21 protein-coding genes are annotated in these 23760 nt (G+C 71.6%); 8 read left to right on the plus strand and 13 right to left on the minus strand.

From position 1 onward, the window contains the following. Window positions 1–88 precede the first annotated feature (88 nt). Window positions 89–1042, plus strand: a complete 954-nt coding sequence (locus tag ACQVFL_RS14290) for a diacylglycerol/lipid kinase family protein (RefSeq protein WP_431729582.1) — start codon at window positions 89–91, stop codon at window positions 1040–1042. Here ACQVFL_RS14290 and ACQVFL_RS14295 read toward each other — a convergent pair. From ACQVFL_RS14295 to ACQVFL_RS14305, 3 genes are all read right to left on the minus strand, one after another. Beyond that, a complete protein-coding gene (locus ACQVFL_RS14295; protein ID WP_431729830.1) occupies window positions 975–2180 on the minus strand; it encodes an MFS transporter in 1206 nt (401 codons plus the stop codon). The genes ACQVFL_RS14290 and ACQVFL_RS14295 overlap by 68 nt on opposite strands. A 78-nt stretch (window positions 2181–2258) precedes the next feature. Continuing rightward, on the minus strand, window positions 2259–2738 hold the full coding sequence (locus ACQVFL_RS14300; RefSeq protein ID WP_431729583.1) for a hypothetical protein: 480 nt from the start codon (window positions 2736–2738) through the stop codon (window positions 2259–2261). Between the two features lie 64 nt (window positions 2739–2802). Continuing rightward, window positions 2803–3117, minus strand: coding sequence for a hypothetical protein (locus tag ACQVFL_RS14305; RefSeq protein ID WP_431729584.1), 315 nt, complete (start codon window positions 3115–3117; stop codon window positions 2803–2805). 323 nt (window positions 3118–3440) lie between these two features. Between ACQVFL_RS14305 and ACQVFL_RS14310 the strand changes: the two genes are divergently transcribed. From ACQVFL_RS14310 to pdxY, 4 genes are all read left to right on the plus strand, one after another. Further along, window positions 3441–4196 carry a DUF3224 domain-containing protein gene (locus ACQVFL_RS14310; RefSeq protein ID WP_431729585.1) on the plus strand — a complete coding sequence of 252 codons (756 nt, stop codon included), beginning with the start codon at window positions 3441–3443 and terminating at the stop codon, window positions 4194–4196. Window positions 4197–4509: 313 nt separating this feature from the next. After that, a complete protein-coding gene (locus ACQVFL_RS14315) occupies window positions 4510–7272 on the plus strand; it encodes a M14 family metallopeptidase (RefSeq protein WP_431729586.1) in 2763 nt (920 codons plus the stop codon). Between the two features lie 23 nt (window positions 7273–7295). Next, window positions 7296–7928 carry a hypothetical protein gene (locus ACQVFL_RS14320; protein WP_431729587.1) on the plus strand — a complete coding sequence of 211 codons (633 nt, stop codon included), beginning with the start codon at window positions 7296–7298 and terminating at the stop codon, window positions 7926–7928. A gap of 117 nt (window positions 7929–8045) precedes the next feature. Then, complete coding sequence (gene pdxY, locus ACQVFL_RS14325) at window positions 8046–8897, plus strand: pyridoxal kinase PdxY (protein ID WP_431729588.1); 852 nt, start codon at window positions 8046–8048, stop codon at window positions 8895–8897. A gap of 110 nt (window positions 8898–9007) precedes the next feature. On the opposite strand, the gene ACQVFL_RS14330 is transcribed toward pdxY, so the two are convergent. From ACQVFL_RS14330 to ACQVFL_RS14360, 7 genes are all read right to left on the minus strand, one after another. Beyond that, window positions 9008–11398 carry a WD40/YVTN/BNR-like repeat-containing protein gene (locus ACQVFL_RS14330; RefSeq protein WP_396697657.1) on the minus strand — a complete coding sequence of 797 codons (2391 nt, stop codon included), beginning with the start codon at window positions 11396–11398 and terminating at the stop codon, window positions 9008–9010. Window positions 11399–11520: 122 nt separating this feature from the next. Continuing rightward, window positions 11521–11991, minus strand: a complete 471-nt coding sequence (locus ACQVFL_RS14335) for a hypothetical protein (protein WP_396697659.1) — start codon at window positions 11989–11991, stop codon at window positions 11521–11523. Window positions 11992–12008: 17 nt separating this feature from the next. Further along, entirely contained in the window at window positions 12009–12884 is an 876-nt protein-coding gene (locus ACQVFL_RS14340) for a carbohydrate ABC transporter permease (protein WP_431729589.1), read from the minus strand. After that, the gene (locus ACQVFL_RS14345; RefSeq protein ID WP_396697663.1) at window positions 12881–13879 is read right to left on the minus strand and encodes an ABC transporter ATP-binding protein; all 999 of its coding nucleotides are present in this window, start codon (window positions 13877–13879) and stop codon (window positions 12881–12883) included. Before ACQVFL_RS14345 ends, ACQVFL_RS14340 begins: the two co-directional genes overlap by 4 nt. Further along, window positions 13876–15162 (minus strand): ABC transporter substrate-binding protein, encoded by a 1287-nt coding sequence (locus ACQVFL_RS14350; RefSeq protein ID WP_431729590.1) that lies wholly within the window; start codon window positions 15160–15162, stop codon window positions 13876–13878. The genes ACQVFL_RS14345 and ACQVFL_RS14350 overlap by 4 nt, the downstream gene beginning before the upstream one ends. Continuing rightward, window positions 15159–15992, minus strand: a complete 834-nt coding sequence (locus ACQVFL_RS14355; protein ID WP_396697667.1) for a carbohydrate ABC transporter permease — start codon at window positions 15990–15992, stop codon at window positions 15159–15161. The genes ACQVFL_RS14350 and ACQVFL_RS14355 overlap by 4 nt, the downstream gene beginning before the upstream one ends. Before the next feature lie 134 nt (window positions 15993–16126). Then, window positions 16127–17356 (minus strand): PucR family transcriptional regulator, encoded by a 1230-nt coding sequence (locus ACQVFL_RS14360; RefSeq protein WP_396697669.1) that lies wholly within the window; start codon window positions 17354–17356, stop codon window positions 16127–16129. A gap of 155 nt (window positions 17357–17511) precedes the next feature. Between ACQVFL_RS14360 and ACQVFL_RS14365 the strand changes: the two genes are divergently transcribed. Beyond that, window positions 17512–18621, plus strand: a complete 1110-nt coding sequence (locus tag ACQVFL_RS14365) for a DegT/DnrJ/EryC1/StrS family aminotransferase (RefSeq protein WP_396697671.1) — start codon at window positions 17512–17514, stop codon at window positions 18619–18621. 15 nt (window positions 18622–18636) lie between these two features. On the opposite strand, the gene ACQVFL_RS14370 is transcribed toward ACQVFL_RS14365, so the two are convergent. The 3 genes from ACQVFL_RS14370 to ACQVFL_RS14380 form a co-directional block, all read right to left on the minus strand. Continuing rightward, window positions 18637–19353, minus strand: a complete 717-nt coding sequence (locus ACQVFL_RS14370; protein ID WP_431729591.1) for a class I SAM-dependent DNA methyltransferase — start codon at window positions 19351–19353, stop codon at window positions 18637–18639. Window positions 19354–19578: 225 nt separating this feature from the next. Beyond that, complete coding sequence (locus ACQVFL_RS14375; RefSeq protein ID WP_396697675.1) at window positions 19579–19944, minus strand: VOC family protein; 366 nt, start codon at window positions 19942–19944, stop codon at window positions 19579–19581. Between the two features lie 258 nt (window positions 19945–20202). Further along, complete coding sequence (locus tag ACQVFL_RS14380) at window positions 20203–20868, minus strand: hypothetical protein (RefSeq protein ID WP_396697677.1); 666 nt, start codon at window positions 20866–20868, stop codon at window positions 20203–20205. Between the two features lie 264 nt (window positions 20869–21132). On the opposite strand from ACQVFL_RS14380, the gene ACQVFL_RS14385 reads away from it, so the two are divergent. Continuing rightward, window positions 21133–22341, plus strand: coding sequence for a class I SAM-dependent methyltransferase (locus ACQVFL_RS14385; protein ID WP_431729592.1), 1209 nt, complete (start codon window positions 21133–21135; stop codon window positions 22339–22341). Continuing rightward, window positions 22334–23758 (plus strand): NDP-hexose 2,3-dehydratase family protein, encoded by a 1425-nt coding sequence (locus ACQVFL_RS14390; RefSeq protein ID WP_431729593.1) that lies wholly within the window; start codon window positions 22334–22336, stop codon window positions 23756–23758. The genes ACQVFL_RS14385 and ACQVFL_RS14390 overlap by 8 nt, the downstream gene beginning before the upstream one ends. Window positions 23759–23760 lie beyond the last annotated feature (2 nt).

Raw genomic sequence — 23760 nt, forward strand, 5'->3', positions numbered from 1 at the left:
CGAGGCGGCATCGTGGTTCCGCATGTGGTGTCCCGCGAACGGTCGGGGCCAGGCGTGGATTTCCGGACGGCGGGGTATTGCGGCGGCCATGAGCGCGAGTGTGGTGGTGGATCCGGACCGGCCGCCGGCGCCCGACCTGGCGGTCGGCACGGTGGCGGTGGTGGCGCATCGGAAGAAGACGCTGGGCGGCGGCCTGGACGAGCTGCGCGCCGCGTTGGTCGGCGCGGGAGTGCGGGACCTGCTCTGGTACGAGGTGCCCAAGAGCCGCAAGGCACCGAAGAAGGTGCGCAAGGCCCTCGACCGGGGCGCCGAGCTGATCTTCGTGTGGGGCGGCGACGGGATGGTGCAGCGGTGCGCCGACACCCTCGCCGGCACCCGGACCCCGATGGCGATCCTGCCGGCCGGGACCGCCAACCTCTTCGCCGGCAACCTCGACATCCCCGAGGACCTCCCGGAGGCGGTCCGCATCGGCCTGCACGGCCGACGGTGCCGCCTCGACCTGGGGCGGCTCAACGGGGAGCACTTCGCGGTGATGGCCGGCGCCGGATTCGACGGCGACCTGATCCGGGAGGCGGACCGGGACATGAAGGGACGCCTCGGTCGGCTCGCGTACGTCTGGACCGGCCTGCGCCACGTCCGGGGGGAACTGACCCGGACCCGGGTCACCGTCGACGGGGACCTGTGGTTCGAGGGGGACGCGAGCTGCGTGTTGTTCGGCAACGTCGGCACGATCACCGGTGGCATCCCCGCCTTCGACGATGCCCGTCCGGACAGCGGCTCGCTGGAGATCGGTGTCTCCACCGCCAGCGGTGCCGCCGACTGGGCGCGCACGCTGGGCAAGATGGCCACCGGCCGGTCCGAGGACGCGAAGTTCGTCCGGATCACCCGGGGGCGCAAGGTCAGGGTCCGCTTCGCCGAGGCGAAGACGTACGAACTGGATGGCGGTGCCCGGTCGCGGACGAAGCGCCTGAAGGTCAAGGCCGTACCCGCCGCACTGACGGTCTGCTGCCCCGACGGGGAACCGGTGGCCGCGCCACAGTGAGCCGGCGCCGCACCATGGCGGCGGCGACGAGGCAGACGACGGCGGCGAGGACCAACGGTGGCCGCCCGCCCAGCAGGACGGCGGCGGAGCCGAGCGGGATCGCCGCCGCGATCGGTCCGAACATGATCGTGTTGGCGGTCGCGGCGGCGCGACCCAACAGCTCGTCGGGACTGTGCATCTGCACGGCGGTGACGGCGGCGACGACAGCCCACGGCAGGCCGCCGCCGGCCACCACCGAGGCGGCGACCACCGCCGGCCACCAGGGCAGGCAGCGGCCCAGGCAACTCACCGCGAACAGCGCCGTGCCGAGGGCGGCCACAGTGGTCGCTCCGAACCGGGCGATCAGCCGACCGGAGACCAGCCCTCCGGCGACCGAGCCGAGGCCCTGCGTGCTGAGCAGCACACCGAGGAACGTCGCCGGCAGGCCCAACTCGTCGGTGACGACGGCGTACCCGGCGGCGGTGGTGAAACCGGACGCGGCGATCGCCACGCCCGCGAGGATCACCGGCAGCCGTGTCGACGGCGACGCCCACACGACGGCGTGGCCGGCGCGGACACCGGTAGGCCGGGACGCGACGGTCCGTGCCGGGTGCCGCAGCCGGAGCAGTGCATACAGGACGGCGGCCAGGGCGGGCAGCGCGGCGGCGAGCAACGCGACGAGGTGGCCGCCCTGCCATGCGTACAGACCGGCACCGGCCAGCGGAGCGACGAGTTTGACGCCCTCCTGGGCGCTGGACCGCCAACCGTTGACGTGGCCCAGTTCGTCGGGTGACAGGGCGGCCGGGAGCAGGGCGCTCTCGCTGGCGTCGACCAGTACGTACGCGACGCCGTACACCGTGGAGACGCAGAACAGGAGCCACACCTGACCGGGTCCGCGGACGGCCAGCAGGGTCGGCAGGACGGCGGCCAGGATCAGGTTGACCGCGATGACGAGCGGTCGGCGGGGGAGCCGGTCGACCAGGACGCCGCACCAGGGACCGACGAGGGTGGGGGCGTACACGCAGAGTCCGGCGAGCGCGGCGAGGCTGCTGGAGCGGGTCAGATCGAGGATCCAGATCCCGGTGACCAGGGCCATGGCGCTGCCGCCGCAACCGGAGAGTACGGAGATCGTCACGAACAGGATCGCGTTGCGCCGCACATGCCGCTCCAGGGTTGAGTCGAAGTGACTCACAGCCTCGACCCTTGAGTTGGCCAGAGGCAATATCGCGGAGCCGCGTCAACGGTGTGTTGACAGCGCGGCGTCGAGGTGTCGGGCGATGGTGCGTACCGGGGTCGGCAGCCGGTGGGCGGCGCGGTGCAGGTCGGCGGCGACGTGCCCGGCGAGGTCGTACAGGGCGCCGGGCGCGGCCTGAAGCGCCAGCGCCGTGGTGTGTCGGGTCAGTGCGGCCCCACGGAAGCGGCCGTCCCAGCGGCGATCGGTCGCTATCCAGCGCTGTAACCCGCTGAGCAGGGCGCGGAGCGCGGCGACCTCGTGCGGCCAGCGCCGGTCGGACTCGGCTCGCCGCGCCCGGCGGCGGGCGGCCAGCCGCTGGTGACGCTGTTCGGCGGCCTGCCGACTGCCGAGTCCGAGCGCCTCGGCGATCTGCTGCCAGGCCGCGCCGGCCTGCCGGGCGCGGTCGATGAGGTCCAGCTCCGTCTCGTCCAGCCGGTCGCGGGCGGCCGGGACGCCGGCCAGGTCGCCGAGTGGATCCTGCACGTGTCAACGTTATCTTGACAGCAGTGCGGCGGGTCGCCCGGCGGCGACCGGGCCGGCCCGCCGCTCAGGCGGCGGCGGAATCGCGGCGCGCACGCTCCGCGGCCCGACTCGGCAGCGCCGCCTGCGTCGACCATCCGCTCTGGCGCGCCGGTGCCACCTGCGCCGTGCCGCCCTGCGCCAGGACGAGTGCGCGTTGGGCCTGCTGCCACGGCGCGCACGGCCACTCCTGGCCGGCGCAGAGCAGGTGGGCGCAGTCCCCGTCCTCGGCCGGTGCGTGCGCGTCGGCGACGTGCAGGGCGAGTCTCCACAGCAGCGGATCTGTGACGTGTTCGGGGCGCTCGTGGATTGTATCGGGCCGCTCGGTGGTGTATTCGGACATGCGTTGTCCCCCCTCGTTGTCGAGCTTCCCGTTCCTGGTCTCCACTCTGCGCCCAGGTCAAACGCCTACCGCCGGGTCGGCGGGTGAGGCGGGCGTGACAAATTCGGCCCCCCGGGATTATTGACAGTGGTCGCTTGTTGCGTGAAAGTTGTGCGCAATCGATTACCCTCCACATCCGACGTGTGACGCTGCGCAATCGGTGACGCGGGCGGCGTCCACTCCGGACGCTCCGTGCCGCCCGCTGCCAGCGAACCGAGGTGGCCGAGGCGCGGGGCGACACCCACCCCATCACCTCCGCGCGCCGAGAAGGGGCCACGAGCCTCATGTCCGAGTTCCGTACCCGTTCCCCGTGGCGACGCCGCATCGCCGTCTCCTCCGTGTTGGCGGCCGGCGCGGCAGTGCTGCTGGTCAGCCCCGCCGCCGCCATCGTTCCGCAGGCCGCCGCCCCGACCGCCAGGACCGCCGCCACGATCGACCCGGGCACGTCGTCTGTGCCGCCTGTGTTGCAGTCGCGTTTTGCCGGAGTCGGCACCACATCGTCGGCCGGTGGGTCGGAGGCGGTGCGGTCGACATCGGACCGTGCCGCGGCGCGTGACCGCATCGTCCGGCCGCTGCCCACCGTCTCGCCGGGATCGCCCGGCGCATACAAGGTGGTGACCGGCGAGCTGTATCCGCGCCACGTCGCCTTCGAGCAGGTCAAGGGCACGCCGGCCGGCCATTCGGTGTGGCAGGTCCGGTACGGCATGACGTATGTGGGCGGACTCGTCGGCGAGACCGAGGACGTCGAGTTCCAGGTCCTGGACCGTGCGGGCTACGGCACCATCGACAGCGCCGGAGCCTTCGCGGGCACCCTGGACGGGCTGGAGGGCGGGTTCGTCTTCGAGTCCGACGGCAAGCAGAGCGCCGACGGCACCTTCACGATGAACTTCGTCATCACGCCGGGTACCGGCTACGGCAAGCTCACCGGGGTGACCGGCAGCTTCACGGTGGTGGCGACCCGCGACCACTGCGGACCGAGGGACACCCCGGAGACGTGCGAGACGATGGTCTCGTACAGCCTCGGCTACAGCCTTCCGTAACCCGGAAGCCGCGCACGGCGCCGCGTTCGGCCCCCGTCACGACGGTGGGTCGGACGCGGCGTCGGTGCTCAGCCGGGTGAGCGCACGCCGGCTGTCCATACTTCGGGACGATTGACAGATGACCTTCGTCAGGTGAGAGTGATCCGCAACCTGATCACTCCTACCTCTCGACATGTGACGCTGCGTAATCGGCGATGCGGGCGGTGTCCATGTCGGACGCACCTGGCCGTGGCTGTCACCGGAGCTGAGACAGCCGAGACGAGGTGCGAACCCCCACACCCCCACCGCACGCCGAGAAGGGGCCACGAGCCTCATGTCGGAACTCCGTACCCGTTCCCGGTGGCGACGCCGGATACCCTTCTCCGCCGCGCTGGCCGCCGGTACGGCCGTGCTGCTGCTGGTCAGCCCGGCCTCGGCCGTGGTGCCGCAGACCGCCGCGCCGGGCGCCGAGACCCCCGCCGACCTCGGTCGACTGGCCGACGAGCAGACCAGCGTGATCGAGGTGGTGGTGGCCGACACCACCGAACTGGACGCCCTGGTGGCCACCGGCGTCGACCTCGACCACCACGTCCACCACACCGCCGACGGCATCGTGGTGCACGCCGTGGTGACCGGCAACGAGGTCGCCACGCTGACCCGGGCCGGTTTCACCTTCGGCAAGGTGCTGCACACCGAACAGGACGCGCAGGACCGGATCGCCGAGCGGGAGGCGACCATCGCCGCCCACCTGGCCGACAACCGGGAGTTCTCCGGAGCCGCCGTCGCCGCCCGGTCCGCCGCCTCGGACGTCAGGATCATTCGTGCCGACTACTACACCTCGGGGGACACCCAGGTGCTGTCGGTGGAGGCGAAGTGGGCGCAGGGGCAGACCGCCGCCACCGCGCTGACCGTCGAGCGGGACAGCGGGCCGGGCACCGAGTTCGGCTCCGGCGGCACGCAGAACATCACCCGGTTCGTCGACGCCGGGGTGTACCTCTACCACCGGGGCGCGGCGCAGGTGACCAGCCGCCCCGACTACGTCCGGATCACCAGCCCGACCGGTGACGTGGCGGTGGCCAAGGTGCACGAGTGGCTGCCCATCCCGGACACCGCCCCGGAGGGGCCGGGCTACCAGAAGGACTTCGTCACCAGCTACCTGACCCCCACCGAGCTCTACGACCGGATCAAGGCGATGTCCGCGCAGTACCCGGAGATCTCCGAGATCGTCGAGCTGCCGCACAAGACCAACGGCTACCGGCGCAAGGCGCAGGCCGTACTCGGCACCGCCAACGCCAGCCGCGTCGGCGTCGACTCGCTGGCCTGGGGCCACCAGGGCGGCAACGACATCACCGTCGAACTGGCGAACCCCGGCACCGCGAGCGCGTCCCTGACGGTGACCGTGACCGGCAACCAGGTCCGCGTCGGCCTCGCCACCGACGCCGCCGGCACCGTCACCAGCACCGCCGCCGAGGTGGCCGCCGCGCTCAACGCCCAGGCGGGCACGCTGCTCACCGCATACACCTACCGGGGCAACGCGGGTGCGGGCGTGGTGGCGCCGGCCGCACCGACCGCGCTCTCCGACGGCCTGTCCGCGCCGACGACGGTCTCCCGTGACCCGCACCCGGTGTACGCCATCCGGATCGGCAAGCACCGCGACGGCTCCAAGTTGGGCGTACTCGCCTACGCGCAGGAACACGCGCGGGAATGGGTGCCCCCGTTGGTGACCATCGAGACCGCCGAGCGGCTGCTGCGCAACTACGCGCACGACGCGAACACCCGCGAGCTGGTGGACAACCTCGACATCTGGATCGCGCCGTCGATCAACCCGGACGGCGGGCACTACTCGTTCTACGACTTCAACTCGCAGCGCAAGAACATGACCAACCACTGCACGCCGGAGACCTCCGGGGACTTCCTCGGCCGGACCTCCTGGGGTGTGGACAACAACCGCAACTACACCGAGTACAGCCTCTTCGACGGTTACTCCGGTGCGTCCCCGAGCTGCACCAGCGGCACGTACGCCGGGCCGGACGAGCTGTCCGAGCCGGAGAGCCGCAACGTCGACTGGCTGGCCTCCCGGCCGAACGTCAAGTTCTCGATGAACCTGCACTCCTCGGGCAACTACTTCATGTGGTCGCCGGGTTCGTACGCCACCCCGGGCCGGGTCTCCGCCCCGCGTCCGACGCTGGCCGAGGAGTCGCTGTTCTGGGGTGCCTCGTCGCGGATCCTGACCGCCATCAAGCGGCACCGTAACCTCGCGGTCACCCCGGCGCGCACCGGCCCGATCGCCGACGTGCTCTACTCGGCGGCCGGCAACTCCGGTGACATGCTCTGGTACAAGTACGGCATCTACGCCTGGAACTTCGAGGTCGGCACCTCCTTCCAGCCGACCTGGACCTCGGCCCGCGAGGAGACGCTGGAGTTCTCCAACGGCCTGGTCGAGATGCTGCGGGTCGCCCGCGACTTCGACACCGACGAGTCGGCGCCCACCAGCTCCGTCGAGGTGGCCACCAGCGCCACCGAGGGCTCGGTCGACGTCACGTTCTCCACCAGCGAACCGGCGGCGGTGTTCTACACCCTCGACGGCAGCCGGCCCACGTTCGAGTCGACCCTCTACGGCTCGGCCGGCATCCGGGAGGGCGGCGAGACGCTGACCGTCCCGGTCGGCACGACCGTGCACTGGTTCTCGGTGGACGCGGCGGGCAACGTGGAGCGCGGCTACCAGCCCGACGGTCAGGACGACACCTACAACCGCAAGCGGCTGACCGACCCGAACGCCGAACCCGAGGTGCCGGTGACGGTCACCGTGCAGGCGCGGTGTGTGGCCGGGAAGGCGTACGTGGCGGTGCAGGCGCGTAACGACCATGACGGTCCGGTGGACGTGGTGTTGGAGAGCGCGTACGGGCAGCGGTCGGTGTCGGCCGTGGCTCCGGGCGCGAGCGCCTTCCAGCAGTTCACCACCCGTGCCGCGTCGGTCCCGTCCGGCACCGCCACGGTTCGGGCCACCGGCACGGTCGACGGTGAGAGCGTCACCACCGTCGTCACCGCCGACCACGCTGCGGTCAACTGTGCCGCCGACCCCCGCCAAGCCCAGTGACCGCGAACGACACGGAGAAGCAGATGAGAACGGACAATCGCAGGCGGCTGTTGGCGGCGGGTGCTGCCGGGGCCCTGCTGGTCGGGTCGGTGGCGATGGCCGCGCCGGTGTCGGCCGATCCGGGTGACAGTGGTGACGTGACGGTCACCGTCGACATCGAGGAGTTGGTGGAGCCGGGTGTGCTGGCTTTGTCGATCGCGGGTGACTCGGTGGCGTTGACCGAGGACGGGTCGACGCTGCTGGTGCGTCAGTTCGTCGGTGGTCTGCCGACGGTGACGGTCACCGACACGCGTACCGCCGACGAGGTGCCGTCGGGTGCCGCGTGGGCGGTCCTCGGTAGTGCCAGCGACTTCACCGGTGGCGCGGGTCAGGAGCCGATCGGTGCCGGGCACCTGGGGTGGAGGCCGCGTCTGGTCGACGGTGGTGACACCGGTCTGGTCAGCGAGGGTGAGGAGGTGGTGACGGTGTTGGACGAGCCGACGCAGCCGGGTAACAACGTGGGTCTGGTCGACCAGGAGTTGCTGGTCTCGACGTTCGACTCGGGTGCGGTCGCGGGTGGGGCGTACTCGGTCGACGCGGATCTGTTCCTGCGGACCCCGGCGGACGTGGCCGCGGGTGAGTACACCTCGACGCTGACCCTGTCCCTGTTCGAGTGATCCACCGAGGGCGGGGCCGCCGGGCCACGGCGGTCCCGCCCTCAGCATCACGGCCGTGACCTGGCCGAAGGGCGACCCCTGCGGCGGCCGGGAACCGGTGGGCGCGATGATGGACGGGTGAAGATCCTGTCGATCCAGTCCTCGGTCGCCTACGGCCACGTCGGCAACTCGGCCGCCGTGTTCCCGCTGCAACGGCTCGGGCACGAGGTCTGGCCGGTCCTGACCGTGCACTTCTCCAACCACACCGGCTACGGCGCCTGGCGCGGACCGCTGCTCGCGCCCGCCGACGTCGCCGAGGTGATCGCCGGCATCGCCGACCGTGGGGTGCTCGGCGACGCCGACGCCATCCTCTCCGGTTACCAGGGCGACCCGGCGATGGGCGCGGTGATCCTCGACGCGGTGACCCTGGTCAAGTCCGCCAACCCGGACGCCGTCTACTGCTGCGACCCGGTGATGGGCGACGTCGGCCGGGGCATGTTCGTCCGGCCCGGCATCCCCGAGTACCTGCGTGACGTGGTGGTGCCCCGGGCCGACATCGTCACCCCGAACCAGTTCGAGCTGGAGTTCCTCGCCGGCCGGTCGACGCACTCGCTCGACGACGTGCTGGCGGCGGTCGACGTGGTACGCGCCACCGGCCCCCGGCACGTCCTGGTCACCAGCGTGCTGCACGGCGACGCGCCGCCCGACTCGCTGGAGGTGGTGGCCGTCTCCGACGAGGGCGCCTGGGCGGTGACCACGCCGCTGCTGCCGATCAGCCCGAACGGCGGCGGCGACGTCACCGCCGCGCTCTACCTGGCGCACCTGCGCAGCACCGGATCACCCGCGACGGCGCTGGAACGCACCACCGCCTCGATCTTCGCCGTGCTGGAGGCGACGCTCGCGGCCGGCACCCGCGAACTGCAACTGGTCGCCGCCCAGGACGCGATCGCCGACCCACCGGCCCGGTTCCCCGCCCGCCGCCTGCGGTGAGCGCACCGCCCCGGTCCCGGTGACCGGAACGCCGGAGGCCACCTCCCCCGGCTCGTGGGGAGGTGGCCTCCGGCGGGACCGGGGCCGGGGGAGGACGGCCCCCGGTCCGTCTAACCGGCGCGGCAGGACGCCAGGACGCCCACCACACCGACCCCCGGGTCACGCACCGGCAGCCGGGTGGACGCGGCCGGGCAGCGGGGGACTGTCAGGTCGTAGATGCCCCGACCGAACGTCGCCGCCGTGAGCTGCCGTGACGGCTCGTGGTACCGCAGGTACATCACCGCCGCCTTCGGCAGGGCGGTGCCGAGCGCGGCCCACTCGCCGCCGTTCCACGCCGACACGAACACCCCCACGTCGGTGCCGACCAGCAGCAGACCGTCGGCCGTCGGGATCACCGAGTTGACCGGCGCGTCGGGCAGGCCCCGACCGATGTCGGTCCAGGTCCGGCCGCCGTCGCGGGTCATCATCACGTGCGCCCGGTCGCTGCCGGACCGGAAGGCGGAGAAGGTGGCGTACGCGACGTTCGCGTCCTTGGGGTTGACCGCCACCCGGGTGACCCAGGTGCCGGGCAACTGGGCCGGGTCGACCTGCTGCCAGTTCGCGCCCAGGTTCCGGGTCCACCAGAGCCGGCCGTCGTCGGTGCCCACGTAGAGCGTGGCGCTGTCGCTCGGCGCGGCGGCGACGGTGGTGATCGTGCCCCACGGGTAGCCGGACGGGTCGTTGGGACCGCCGCCGGTCAGGTCGGGACTGATCGCCGTCCAGGTCCGGCCGTTGTCCGTCGACCGGTTCACGATGTTGCCGGCGTAGTACATGACGTTCGGGTCGTTCGGGTCGAACTGGAGCGGGGTCAGCCAGTTGCGCCGCTGCGAGGTGGTCTGGCCGGTCCCGATCGACTGGCGCGGGGTGCCGCCCGCGTTCTCCGAGCGGTAGCAGGCACCGTACTGGCTGCACCCGAAGACGATGTTCGGGTTCTCCGGGTGGATCAGGGTCTGCAACCCGTCGCCGCAGCCGATCGCGTTCCACGGGCCGCCGACGCCGTTGTAGCCCCGGTTGCAGCCGTTGTCCTGGGTGCCGCCGACCTTCAGGCTCGGATCGGTCTGCGCCACGTCCACCGTGTAGAACTGGGTGTACCGCTCGTCGACGGCCTTCACCCAACCGCTGGCACCGTTGGTCTCCGAGCGGTAGACGCCGCCGTCGTTGCCGAGGTAGACCCGGCTCGGCACCTTCGGGTCCCAGCGCATCACGTGCTGGTCGGCGTGCACGCCGCCGACGGAGGAGAAGCTCCGCGCACCGTTGGTGGAGCGCATCAGGTTGACGCCCATCAGGAACACGTGGTCCGCGTCGCCCGGGTCGACGAAGATCTTCCCGAACCACCAACTGAACGTCGACTGCGACGCCTGGCTGGTGCTGACCGGCGTCTGCGTCCAGGTGTCACCGCCGTCGTCGGAGCGGTAGAACGCCCGGAACGGACCGAGGGCGGTGCCCACGTACGCGTACAGCCGCTGCGGGTCGTTCGGTGCCAGGGTGAGGCCCCACCGGCCCTGGTCGGCGTCGGTGGGCAGGCCGGTGGTCATCCGCGCCCACGTCTCGCCGCCGTCGTCGGAACGCCACAGGCTGGACCCCGGCCCCCCGTACGTGCGCTGGTGCGGCTCGCGCAGGTGGTCCCACATCGCGGCGTACACCCGGTCGGGGTCGGTGGGGTCGATCACGACCTCGGTGGCGCCGGTGGTGTCGTTGGGCGGGGCGAGCACCTGCCGCCAGGTGTCGCCGCCGTCCTCGGTCAGGTAGACGCCCCGTTCGCCACCGGGCACGAACAGGTTGCCGCTGGCCGCCGCGAAGACGCGGTCCTCGTCACTCGGGTCGACGGCGAAGCGCCCGATGGCGTGGCTGTCGGCCAGGCCGACGCGCTGCCAGGTCGCGCCCCGGTCGGAGGAGCGGTAGACGCCGTCCCCGCCGAAGGTGATCGACCCGCCACCCGGCTGCGCCTCACCGGTCCCGGCGAACAGCACTCCGTCGCTGGTCATCGCGATCGCGCCGATGGCCTGCGCCCAGCCGTCCGGCCAGGCCGGCGTGAAGGTGGCTCCGGCGTCGGCGGAGCGCCACACGCCGCCGGAGGCCGCGGCGATGAAGATCTGGTCGGGCACCTGCGGATCCACCGCGATGTCGACCACCCGGCCGCCGATGTTGGCCGGACCGAAGAAGGACCAGGGCCGCTCGGCCAACGGGCGGTACGCGCTGCGGGTCCGGGTGGCGAGCCGGTCGGCCTCGCCGCGGGCCCGGGTGTACTTGACGACCGACAGGTCCCGGCTGCCGTCGCTCATCCGCTGCGCGGTCATCCACTCGTCGGGGACCTCCATCGGCCCGGTGGGATAGCTGGTGGCCAGCGACGGGGCGGCGGGTGGGACGGTGGCGGACGACGCCGTCAACGCGACCGTGGCGAGCAGCGCGACCAGCGCCGTCGCCGTCAGTCCGCGATGTCGTCGGACGAAGGTGGCCCTCATGCGGTCTCTCCTGATCCGAGCGCGGAAAATGCTGTGTGCGCAGGCTAGACAGGAGATCGGCGGACGTCACCGAGCAGGTGTCGGGAAACGCGCCATCCGGTTAGGACATCTGTCGAGGTCGATCAGCCGCCGCTGCGGAACTCGGGCAGTCCGGCGTCGTCGGAGTCCGGCCCGACCATCACGGTGAGCGTACTGCCGTCGGCGCAGAGCGCCGAGGCCCGTAGGTACATTCGGCGCTGCCCGGCCCGGGTGAGCACCTCGGTCTCGAAGATCTCGTCCTCGATCTTGAGCAGGTCGATGTCGGCCCGCTGCTCGTAGTGCGCGCGGACGTCCAGCGGGGACATCCGGACGGTCGCCTCCACCGTGGTCAGCACACCCTGCCGCACCACGCTGGTGACCCGGGCGCCGTCGGGCAGCGCCAGGCCGGGCACGCCCGCGTCGACCTCCGGGTCCTCGTCCAGCGGCACCCGGTCGCAACTGGGCAGGTTGGCCAGTAGGTCCCGGGGTCCACCGCCGGGTGTCTCGGCACCGCCACCACAGGCGGCCAGCACCGGCAGCAGCGCGACGGTGACGGCGAGCAGACGCAGTCTCACCGCAGCAGGATGCCAGCTCATCGCGGCACCCGCCAGCGGCGTACGGCCAGCAGCAGCCCGGTGATGATGGTCGCCGTGATCAGCATCAGCACGATGGTCACCAGCGAGCCGTACGCGAAGCCGGAGAACTCGAAGGCCTGGTCGAAGATGTAGACTGGCAGGTAGAGCGTGGCGTTGGCCGGTCGCCCGTCGGTCAGCACGTACGCCGGGACGAAGTTCACCTGGAGGGTGAGCACGATGTCCCGCACCGCCAGCAGCACCAGTACCGGGGCCAGCAGCGGCAGGGTCAGCCGACGCAGTTGCCCGAACGCCCCGCACCCCTCCAACGCCGCCGCCTCGTACAACCGACCGGCGAGCAGCCGACGGGCGGCCAGCACCACGACGAAGCCCTCGCCGATCGGGAACGCGAGCATCAGCACCACGCCCACCCGGGCGGTCGTCGGGTCGGCCAGCCAGTTGTAGCCGGCGTGCCCGAAGAGCCCGAGCACCTGGTTCAACGGCCCGTACAGCGGATTGAGCACCCAGAGGAACAGCACCGCGAGCGCCACGTCCGGCACGACCGTGGGCAGGTACACGGCGGTGCGGAACCAGCGACCGCCGACGCGCGGCGCGGCGAGCAGCAGGCCCAGCCCGACCGCCGCGACGAACCGCACCGGCACGGCCAGCGTCACGTGCACCAGCGACGCCTCCAGGCTGTCCAGCAGGAAGCGGTCGTCGAGCAGCCGCCGGACGTTGGCCAGCCCGACGAACTGCGGATCGCGGGTCAGGCCGGTGTGGTCGGTGAACGCGTACCCGACGTTGAGCAGCACCGGCACCGCGATCAGCAGGAGCACCGCGACCGCGTACGGGGCGAGGAACACCCAGCCGGTCACCGGCGCACGGGCACGCCTCACCGGCGCCGCCCGTCGGCCGCGTCGAACAGGTGGCGCCGGTCGACCCGCAGCCGGATCTCGGCACCGGGCCCGACGCCGGGGCGCGGGCCGGTGCGCACGGTCAGCCGGGTGCCGTCCGGGCAGCGGGTCAACAGGATCGCCTCGCTGCCCAGCGCCTCGACCGCCTCGACGGTGGCGACGACCGGCCCGGCGTCATCGCGTACCAGATCCTCCGGGCGTACGCCGACCGTCGTCGTCGGGTCGCCGCCGAGCACACCGCCACCGGGGACCAGGTTCATCGGTGGGCTGCCGAGGAACCCGGCGACGAAGGTGTCGGCCGGGGCGTCGTACACCTGCTGCGGCGGGCCGACCTGCCGGATGCGCCCGGCCGACAGCACCACCACCCGGTCGCCGAGGGTCATCGCCTCGTGCTGGTCGTGCGTCACGTGCACGGTGGTGGTGCGCAGTTCCCGGTGCAGGGCGAGCAGGTCCGCCCGGGTGGCGAAGCGCAGCGGCGCGTCCAGGCTCGCCAGCGGCTCGTCCAGCAGATAGACGCTGGGGTCGCGCAGCAGCGCCCGGGCCAGCGCCACCCGCTGCCGTTGGCCGCCGGACATCTGGTCGGGACGGCGGTCGAGCAGGTCGGCGATGCCCAGCCGGTCGGCGGCGGCCCGTGCCCGCCGGTCCGCGTCGGCCCGCCGCACCCGGCGTACCCGCAGCCCGAAGGTGAGGTTGCCGAGCACGGTGAGGTGCGGGAAGAGCGCGTAGTCCTGGAACACCATGGCCACCGCGCGGCGGTGCGGCGGCACCGTGGCGACGTCGACACCGTCGAGCAGGATCCGTCCGGCGTCCGGCCGCTCCAGCCCGGCGATCAGCCGCAGGATGGTGGACTTGCCCGAACCGGAGGGCCCGACCAGGGTGAGCAGTTCCCCGGCCCGGACCTCCAGGTCGACACCGTCGACGGCGACGGTACGCCCGTACGACCGGGTCAGCTCCTCCAGCCGGATGACCCCCGTCACTTGCCGACCGGCAGCGCGAACAGCGGACGGACGGTCTCCTCCAGCCGACGCAGCCCTTCCTCCCGCTCCACCCGGCCGTAGAACACCTCCTCCAGCAGGGTGTTCGTCTCCTTCTCCACCCGCGACCAGGTGCCGGTGCGGGGCGTGGCCCGCAGGTGCGGTTCGGCGTCCAGATAGACCTGCGACGAACGGGGCGGTCGGGCCGGATCGAGGAAGGCGGGGGAGTCGGCCACGTCCAGCCGGGACGGCACGGTCCGCCCCGACTCGGCCAGCACCCGCTGCCCGGCGGCGCCCATGGCGTACTCGATGAACCGCCACGCCGGTCGGTGATCCGGCAGGCCGGCGCTCATGCAGTACGCGTCGCTGTGCAGGATCGACGCCGGTACGCCGCCGGGGGCCACCGGAAGCGGCGCGGCATCCCAGGTGAACCCGTCGATCGTGCGCAGCGTGGGCACGGCGACCCGGCTGTTGAGATACATGCCGAGCGTGCCGCGCAGGAAACGGGCCTCGCTCGACTCGCTCTGCTCCTCCGCGTCCGGCGGCACGACGCCGTGGCGCAGCCGCAGGTCGAGGAACCAGTCCACGGCAGCGCGGGCGGCCGGGTCGTCACGCAACGTCAACCGGGTCGGCCGGTCCGGATGGTCGACCAACTCGCCCCGGTTGGACCAGACGAACGGCGCCAACCGGGCGACGGACGCCTCCACGCCCACCCCGTACCGGCCGTCGCGGGTCAGCGCCTTCCCGGCGGCGAGGAAGTCGTCCCAGGTCCAGCCGGGGCGCGGGACCGGCACCCCGGCGGCGGCGAACAGGTCGGCGTTGTAGTAGACGACCAGCGAGGACAGGTTCTGCGGCAGGCAGGTCAGCTCCTCGCCGTCGAACCGGAACGCGTCCAGGGCGCGGGGACTGAAGTCGCTCTCCCGGATGGTGTCGCTGCCGTCCAGGTAGGACTGCGCCGGCTCGATCGCCCCCTGCGCCGCGAATTGCCCGTACCGCCGGTAGTTGAGCAGGAACACGTCCGGCGGTCGGCCCCCCGCGAACGAGGTGGTGAGCCGCGCCATCAGCTCGTCCTGGGTGGCGACGGGGGAGAGCGTGACCGGCACGTCGGGGTTCGCCGCGGTGAAGCCGTCGACCAGCGTGTGATAGCCGGCCACCTCCTCCGCGTCGCCGAACAGCACCACGGTGATGCCGCGACGTTCCGCGGCCCGCTCACCGGACGAACAGCCGGCGGCGACGAGCAGGACGGTGAGCAGCGCCGCACACGTGCGCCACCGGGTCGGGGTCATCGGCGTCCTCTCGGTCGAAGCGCCGCCAACGGGTCGTCGGCGAGCAGGACCCGCTGGGCGAGCAGGAAGACCAGCACGCACGGCGCGGTGGCGACCACGCTGCCGGCCATCAGCAGCGGCCAGTCCGTCGGGTTGAGCAGCAGCAGGAAGCGCAGGCCCAGCGGCCAGGTGTACCGGTCGCCGCTGGTGAGGTAGAGCAGCGGGTCGATGAAGTTGGACCAGTGGAAGGTGAAGGCCAACACCGAGACCGCCAGCGTGGCCGGTTTGACCTGCGGCAACGCCAGCCGCCGCCAGATGGTCAACCAGCCCGCCCCCTCCAGGCGGGCGGCCTGCAACTGGCTGTCGGGGATCCCACCGAAACTCCACGCGTACAGCAGCACGAGGAACGGACTGACCGCCAGCGCCGCCGGTGCCAGCAACGGCAGGTACGTGTCGACCACCCCGGCCAGCCGGAACACCTCGAACCGGGTCGCCCAGACCGCCGTGACCGGCACCAGCAGCAGCACCAGCAGCCCGGTCAACGCCCGCCGCCGCGAGCGCCGGGACAGCAGCCGCAGCCCGAACCCGCTCAGCGCGGCGACCAGCACGGTCAACGGCACGGCCAGCGCCACCACCAGAGCCGAGTTCGCCAGGTAGCGGAAGATCGGGATCAGGTCCGGCAGGCGGGTGTACGCGGCCGTGGTCGGCGCGGTCGGCCACCACTCCAGCGTGCGCGGAGGTGGGGCACCGGTGGGGCGCAGCGAGCCGACCACCATGAACCACAGTGGGGCGACGAACAGCAGCGCGACCAGGGTGGGCAGCAGGTACCGGCCGAGCCAGCGTGCCCTCACCGCGTCGCCCCCTCCCCGCCGTCGCACCGGACGCCCCGGGTTCCGCCGAACCTATGGACCGCCTCGCCGCCCGGTCATCGGTCACCTGTCGGAGATCTCCGCCGCCGCTTGCTACGCCTGTCGGAGCCGACTGCTCACTCCGCACCGCCGTGCCGCTCCGCCAGTCGGGCCAGTTTCAGCGCCAGGTGCAGGCAGAGCCGTTCGCCGCCGTCCTTGAGGTCGGTGCCGGCCAGCTCCTCGATCCGTTGCAACCGGTAGTAGAGCGTGGTCCGGTGCAGCCGCAGGTCGGCGGCGGTGGCGTGGGCGTTGCCGGCCCGGTCCAGGTAGTGCTCCAGGGTGGTCAGCAGCGTGTGGTGGCCCGGCGTGGACACCAGCCGGGCCAGCCCCGGATGGACGTCGGCCACGGTGAGCTGCTGCTCGCCCAGCCGGGCCAACACCCGGTAGACGCCCAGCCCGGCCCAGGCGACCACCCGACCCAACGCCGGCAGTTGCGCGCCGACCCGCGCGGCGTGCAGCGCCTCCACGTACGACTCGACCACGTCGGCCAGCCGTGGCCTGGTCCGGCCCACCCCGACCACGGTCCGCTCCACGGAACCCAGACTGCGGGTCACCTGTTGCAGGTCGTCGTCGAGTTGTCGGGCGGCCACCTCCGGTGTCGGCCGACCGGCGGCCGGTTCGGCCGGCAGCAGCAGCACCCCGTGGTCGTGCCGGACCAGGTGCAGCGCCTCCCGCGTACCGGCCCGGCGACGCGCGGCCACCAGCGACTGTTCCAGCGCGATGCGGGCCCGCTCGTCCGGCTGCCGTTCCTCGGGCGCGACGAGTCGGGCGACCAGCGCGGTCCGTGGACCGTCAGCATTGATCATCCCGGCCTCCAGCAGCGCCCGCACCGCCTGGTCGCGGGTGCCGGGGCTGTCCGCCAGCAGGGTCCGGGCCGCCTCGGTCTCGCTCTGCGCGGCCAACTCGCCGAGCAGGTTCTCCCGGTACAGCGCCAGCGACAGCTCCTTGAGCAGGCCGGTGGCGGCCAGGTCGACCTCGGTCATGGTGCCGTCGGGGTCGATGAACCAGACGAAGCCGAGCAGCAGGTCGTGGTGGCGTACCGGCACGCAGAGCCGGGGCAGCAGGTCCAGTTCCGGGCTGGCCGGGGTGCGTACCGCCCGGCGGGCGTCGGTGATGCCGAGGCCGCGCAGCCAGGCGATGACCTCCGGTGCGGTCTGCCGCCGCAGGATCGAGGCCCGGCGGACCTCGTCCATCAGGCCGGTCTGCTCGCTGTAGACGACGACGCGCTGCCGTCGGTCCTCGATCAGTGCGGGACGGCCGACGTGGGCGGCGACCGCGTCCACGATGCGTTGCAGTTCGCCCCGCACCGCACCCCCTCTCCCACGACGTTCCACCGGTTCCGGCGCACGGCATGATCGAATCTTGTCTACACCGGTGGAGAGCGTCGGGCCAGGCCCATTCGTTACGGATGCGTGTCCGCCGACGCGCGCCTGGGTGGATCTCCGCACTAGCCTTGTCGGCTATGAGCATCAACGTGTGGAGCTACCTCACCGAGTACGAGGCGGAACGCGACGAGCTGCTCGAAGCTGTCGACAAGGTGTTCAGATCGGGTCAACTGGTGCTCGGGGAGAGCGTGCGGTCCTTCGAGACGGCGTTCGCCGCGAAGCATCAGCGGAGTCACTGCGTCGGCGTCGACAACGGCACGAACGCGCTGGTGTTGGCGCTGCGCAGCCTCGGTGTCGGGCCGGGGGACGAGGTGATCACCGTGTCGAACACGGCCGCCCCCACGGTCGTCGCGATCGACGCCGTCGGTGCGACCCCGACCTTCGTCGACGTACGGCCCGAGACGCAACTGATGGACGTCGGGCACCTGGCCGCCGCCGTCACCGAACGCACCCGCTGCATCCTCCCGGTGCACCTGTACGGGCAGGCGGTCGACATGCCGGCGGTGCGCCAGGTCGCCCAGGACTTCGGGCTGACCGTCCTGGAGGACTGCGCCCAGGCCCACGGGGCCCGTCAGGACGGCCGGATCGTCGGGTCGTTCGGTGACGCGGCGGCGTTCTCCTTCTATCCGACCAAGGTGCTCGGCGCCTACGGGGACGGGGGTGCCGTGGTCGTCGACGACGACCAGGTGGACGCGACCCTGCGAAGGCTGCGGTACTACGGCATGGCGGAGCGCTACTACGTCGTCGAGACGCCCGGGTTCAACGCCCGCCTCGACGAGGTGCAGGCCGAGATCCTGCTCCGCAAGCTGGCGCGGTTGGAGCAGTACGTCTCGGCCCGGCGCGCGATCGCGGCCACCTACGACGAGGCGTTCGCCGACACGGACCTCGGCCTGCCGACCGTGGTGCCCGGCAACGAGCACGTCTACTACCTGTACGTCGTGCGGCACCCCGCCCGCGACGAGATCATCCGGCAGATGAAGGCCGCCGGGATCACGCTGAACGTGAGCTATCCCTGGCCGGTGCACACCATGAGTGGCTTCGCGCACCTGGGACAGGGGGTCGGCTCGCTGCCGGTCACCGAACGGTTGGCGAACGAGGTCTTCTCGTTGCCGATGTATCCGACGCTGGCGGCGTCGGACCAGGCCCGCGTGATCGACGAGCTGCGCGCCGTCCTGTCCCGGCTGTGAACACCACCGGTCAGCTCACTGGTCGGCTCGCTCGAAGACCGAGATGACCAGTGGGCTGTCCGACTCGACCGGGGTCCGCTCCCAGTCGCACCAGCGCTCACGCAACCGCAGCCCGGCCAGCCGAGCCATCAGGTCGAGTTCCGCGGGTGATACCCCACGGCCGTCGAACGGGACGACGCGCATCATGTTCTCGCCGTAGATGATCTCGCGGATGTGGAACTGCTGCGACAGCGGGTCGACCTGGTAGGCCCAGAGCACGGTGGCGTTCTCACCCAGGTGCGCGGGCATCACCCCGAAGTCGCCGGGTGCGCGGGCGAAGGTCTCCAGCACCAGCAGACCGTCGTCGGTCAGCATCTCGGCGGCGTTCAGGACGCACTGCGTCTGTGCGTCCTGGGTGGTCAGCAGCAGGAAGGTGTTGTCGAGACAGGCGACGAGTCGGTACCGGCCGTCGACCGCGATCTGCGGCAGTTCGCTGAGCGCGGTCCGTACCGAGTCGCCGCCGGGCTTGCCGGCCAGGGTTTTCAGCATCGCCGTCGAACTGTCCACACCGGTCACGGCCAGGCCGCGAGCGGCGAGGGGGATCGCGACCCGGCCGGTACCGACGCCCAGTTCGAGGACGGGCCCGTCCTCGGCCAGGTCGGCGAGGGTCGTCACCATCGAATCGGGCGCCTCGGCGCCGTAGACGAAGTCGAAGAGTTCGGCGTAGCCATCTCCGTACGTTTCTGCTGCCATGTCGGCTCCTGCCAGTGAGGGGTCGGGATTGGAATGCCCCGTGCACACATCAGCACACCCGACGGACCCTCCACAAGGGGCTGACACCGATCACCCGGAAACCACGCGGGGCACCCGGAACCCGATCCGTCGTGCGATCAGTTCCGGGTGCCCCGACCTGGTGAAACGGCCGGACACGACGTCCGACCACCATTCACACCCGTCAACGGGTGTCGTGCTGCGGTCCTACTCCGCCGGCGGCTCGTACTTCGGGTTCTCCCACACGAAGTTGACCTTGTTGCCGGCCGGGTCCACGATCTCGGTCAGCTTGATGAAGTCGTAGTCCTGGATCTCACCGACGGGCACGCCCGCGCTCGCGAGGCTGGCCACCTGGGCGTCGATGTCTTCCACACCGACGACGATGTTGGTCCGGCCGGTGGTCTCCGGGTCCAGCGAGACCTGGATCCAGGCGTTCTCTGCGATCTGCCACTCCGCGACGCCCTCCTGGGGCTCGACGTCGGGGTCGCGCCCGATCCACTGCTTGTACCAGGCGACGGCAGCGGCGTGGTCGGAGACTGGCAGAACCGCCGTGACACTCTTCAGGTTCGGCACGTGGGGCTGTCCCTTCAGTTGGTTGCTCGTCAATTCCTGCGCCGCGCAAGGCGGTAGGCGAAGGTGTACGTTAGCAGCGTTTCATACATTTCGGTCTGTCGCTGGGCGACGGAGTCGCGTGTCGCGATCCGGATGAAGCCACACTGTCGACAGTGTCCGTAGCGGTCGGACCCGCCCCACCGCCGCCGACCGCGAGCGCCGCCGCACCCGGCGACGGGTGCGGCGGCGGCGTCGAGCGAGCCTCTGCCCGGCGACGGGTCAGTCCGTGACCACCCGGCGCAGGGCGGTCTCGGTGAACACCTTGATGGCGACGACCTCGTTGTCGGCGTTCGCCATCGGGACGAGGCCCTCCTGGAAGTAGGAGAAGCCGATCGGCGGGACCTTGTTGACCGTCGCGAACATGTGCGCCGCGTCCGGGTTGTGCAGCGTACCCATCGGCGTCTCGACGGCCAGGTAGATCATCTGGTGGCTGCGCACCGTCTCACCGGCGGCGAAGTCGATCCCGAGCGGGATCTCCAGACGGCCGACCGACGGCGGCAGGTTGACGTCGAACGACCGCCCGACGCCGAGGGCCACCTTCTGCCCGGGGAACAGGATCTGACTGGTCGCCTCGGCCCGGTAGGACTTGATCTCGAGGTCGAGCCGGAGGGCGCCGTTGAGCGTGAGCACCGGGTCGTGGAGCTGGATGACGCAGGGCGACTCCGGGAACTCGAAGCGCTCCCGCGGCATCGTCGTGTCGTTGGGGTCCTTGCCGGCGACGACCTCGATCGTGGTCTGTGCGATCGCGTGGTAGCCGCGGCTGCCGTCGGCGAAGGTGCGCCGAGGCGTCATGACCTCGAGCACCTGGGCGGCGCGGCCCCGCAGGGCGGCGGCCGGGTCGGCGATCTCGCTGGGGAGATCCCGGTCGAGCTCTTCGAGGAGCATGTCACCGATTTTGATCATCTCATTGGACCTTTCGTGCGAGTCGTCTTGACGGGTGTGATTGCTGCCGGACCGAGATTCGCTCGTAATCGCAACCCTAGGAGCGCATTGCGGAATCGGGCACCGGTGAATCACGCCAGTCGATCCGACAGGCGCGCCAGAAAACATGGCGCACCCGTGACACCGGCCGACACGGTTACGACGCGGTCCGCGCGATCCACGCCGGACGCCAGGCCACGGCCCTGACGAGCGCCTAGCATCCGCTACATGCCTTGCAGAGCCTGTGGCGACGCGGTGACGCAGTTCCTGGATCTGGGCCGGCAACCGCTGTCCGACGCATTCCGCATTCCCGACGATCCCTCCGACGAATTCTGGCTTCACCTCAGGGCCGTGGTCTGCCACGGATGCCACGTCGTCCAACTCGCCGATCCGGTCCCGGTCGAGCGGATGTTCCACGAGGAGTACCCGTTCCGCACCTCGTCGTCGAGGCGGATGGCGTCGCACTTCGCCGCGACCGCCGAGCGCCTCGTCGCCGGGCTGGAGTCACCGGATCCCTTCGTGGTCGAGATCGGCAGCAACGACGGCACCATGCTCGCCACGATCGCCGAACGCGGCATCCGACACCTCGGCATCGACCCGGCGGCGAACATGGTGGACGAGGCGGTGGCCCGCAGGGTCAACGCGCGTGCGGAGTGGTTCGACGCCACCACCGCCGCCCGGGTACGCGACGAGTTCGGCCCCGCCGACGTCGTCTACGCGGCGAACACCATGTGCCACATCCCCGACCTGCACGGCGTCTTCACGGGCCTGGAGACGTTGCTGGCCGACGACGGCGTGGTGGTCTTCGAGGATCCCTACCTCGGTGACGTGCTGCGTCTCGGCTCGTTCGACCAGATCTACGACGAGCACTTTTATCTCTTCTCGGCCACCTCGGTCGCGCGGATCGCCGCGCTGCACGGGTTCGCGCTGGTGGACGTCGAGCACCTCGGCGTCCACGGTGGCGAGCTGCGCTACACGCTCGCCCGGGGCGGCCGTACCCCCACGCCCGCCGTCGGCGCGCTGATCGCCACCGAGGACCGTGCCGGGACACACGAACTGTCCCGGCTGCAGGCGTTCGCTGCCGGCGTCGCCGACCGCCGCGAGCAGCTCCGGGACGCACTGGCGGACGAGCGGAAGGCCGGCCGCAGCGTCGCCGGATACGCCGCCACCGCGAAGAGCGCCACCGTGCTGAACTACTGCGACATCGGGCCGGGACTGCTGCCGGTCGTCTACGACACCACACCGGAGAAGCAGGGCCGGACGACTCCCGGTTCCGGCATCCCGGTCGAGCCGTTCCCGCAGGACCTCGCCGACTACCCGGACACCTTCCTGCTCTTCGCCTGGAACCACGCCGACGAGATCGTCGCCAAGGAACAGGAGTTCGTCGAGCGCGGCGGTCGGTGGATCCGTTACGTGCCGGAGGTGCGGATTGACTGACCGCCGGGTGGCCACCCCGTCGCATCTCGTCGAGTCGCGTGCCGACCCGTCGCTGCTCGACGAGATACGACACTGGCGTGAGGCGATGGGCCGCATCCGGTACGCGCGACCGTCCCGGCTTCCCCTCGATGACGTACCGGGCTGGAACACCGGGGCCGAGGAGCCCGCCCTCACACACGGCAGCGGTCGGTTCTTCGCCGTCCGGGGGCACCGGGTGCGGACCGAGGACGGCCGCCACTCGTGGATGCAACCGATGGTCGACCAGCCGGAGATCGGCCTGTTGGCGATCGCGGTGACCCGCTCCGACCGGGGCTACGCGGCGCTCGTCCAGGCGAAGGCCGAACCCGGCAACATCAACGGCATCCAACTGTCGCCGACCGTGCAGGCGACCCGGAGCAACCGGGAACGGGTGCACGGCGGCCGACCGGTCCCGTACCTCGACCTCTTCGACCCGGCGACGGCGGACGTCGTCGTCGACTCGCGGCAGTCCGAGCACGGTGGCGTGTTCTGGCGCAAGCGCAACCGCGTGATGATCGTCCGGACCCCACGCTTCGCGCCGCAGGAGGGTTTCCGCTGGATCGACCTCGCCGACCTGCTGGCGCTGCTGCACGACGACGACCTCGTGCACGCCGACACCCGGGCCGTCCTGGGCTGTGCGCCGTGGACGCTGCCCGGTGAGTTCGCACTGTCCGGGGCGCGGCTGCCGGTCCTGCCCCGAACCCTGGCCGCTGCCGCCCGGTGCGACGTACGGCCGCTGGCCCGCTGGCTCTCGGCCGAGCGTGCCCGGCAGTCGTCGGTCTCCGTCCGCGTCGCCCTGCCGGACCTTGAGGGCTGGCGACGCGGCGCGGACGCGCTCCGCCGCGACGACGGTACGGGCTTCGAGGTCGTCGCGGTCAGCGTCGACGCGGCGGGACGTGAGGTCGACCAGTGGTGCCAACCGATGATCCGGCCGGTCGGGCTGGGCGTGGTGGGCCTCGCCGTCGCCGACCATGGTGGTGAACTCCACCTGCTCATGCAGGCCTGTCCCGAGCCCGGCCTCGTCGACGACGTCGAGTTGGGGCCGACCGTGCAGATCGCCGGTGGCGAGACGCCACGGTCCGGCGCGGAGGCGGAGCTGCTGGCCCGCCTGCTCGACAGTCCGGCGGAGGCGGTCCTGTTCGACGCGGTCCTGTCCGACGAGGGCGGACGCTTCCTGCACAGTCGCTGTCGGCATCTCGTCGCGTTGGTCGACCACCACGACGCCCCGGCGGGCTTCCGGTGGTGCCCGGTCAGCGAGGTGATCGCCATGCTGGTGCACAGTCACCAGGTCAACATGCAGGCGCGCAGCGCGCTGGTGTGCCTGGTCGGTGCGGTGGCGGGCGAGTCGCGGTCGAGGACGACACCGCTACCGCGACCGGCCGCGCGTACCGCGGCCTGACC

It is taken from the genome of Verrucosispora sp. TAA-831 (genome assembly GCF_050780145.1).
In the GTDB taxonomy this organism is placed as follows: Bacteria; Actinomycetota; Actinomycetes; order Mycobacteriales; family Micromonosporaceae; genus Micromonospora.

Excerpts from the sequence above, each read along its gene's own strand:
- ACQVFL_RS14290 (WP_431729582.1), top strand. The coding sequence starts at position 89 with ATGAGCGCGAGTGTGGTGGTGGATCCGGACCGGCCGCCGGCGCCCGAC.
- ACQVFL_RS14305 (WP_431729584.1), bottom strand. The coding sequence starts at position 3,117 with ATGTCCGAATACACCACCGAGCGGCCCGATACAATCCACGAGCGCCCC.
- ACQVFL_RS14310 (WP_431729585.1), top strand. The coding sequence starts at position 3,441 with ATGTCCGAGTTCCGTACCCGTTCCCCGTGGCGACGCCGCATCGCCGTC.
- ACQVFL_RS14315 (WP_431729586.1), top strand. The coding sequence starts at position 4,510 with ATGTCGGAACTCCGTACCCGTTCCCGGTGGCGACGCCGGATACCCTTC.
- ACQVFL_RS14320 (WP_431729587.1), top strand. The coding sequence starts at position 7,296 with ATGAGAACGGACAATCGCAGGCGGCTGTTGGCGGCGGGTGCTGCCGGG.
- ACQVFL_RS14330 (WP_396697657.1), bottom strand. The coding sequence starts at position 11,398 with ATGAGGGCCACCTTCGTCCGACGACATCGCGGACTGACGGCGACGGCG.
- ACQVFL_RS14350 (WP_431729590.1), bottom strand. The coding sequence starts at position 15,162 with ATGACCCCGACCCGGTGGCGCACGTGTGCGGCGCTGCTCACCGTCCTG.
- ACQVFL_RS14365 (WP_396697671.1), top strand. The coding sequence starts at position 17,512 with ATGAGCATCAACGTGTGGAGCTACCTCACCGAGTACGAGGCGGAACGC.
- ACQVFL_RS14370 (WP_431729591.1), bottom strand. The coding sequence starts at position 19,353 with ATGGCAGCAGAAACGTACGGAGATGGCTACGCCGAACTCTTCGACTTC.
- ACQVFL_RS14380 (WP_396697677.1), bottom strand. The coding sequence starts at position 20,868 with ATGCTCCTCGAAGAGCTCGACCGGGATCTCCCCAGCGAGATCGCCGAC.
- ACQVFL_RS14385 (WP_431729592.1), top strand. The coding sequence starts at position 21,133 with ATGCCTTGCAGAGCCTGTGGCGACGCGGTGACGCAGTTCCTGGATCTG.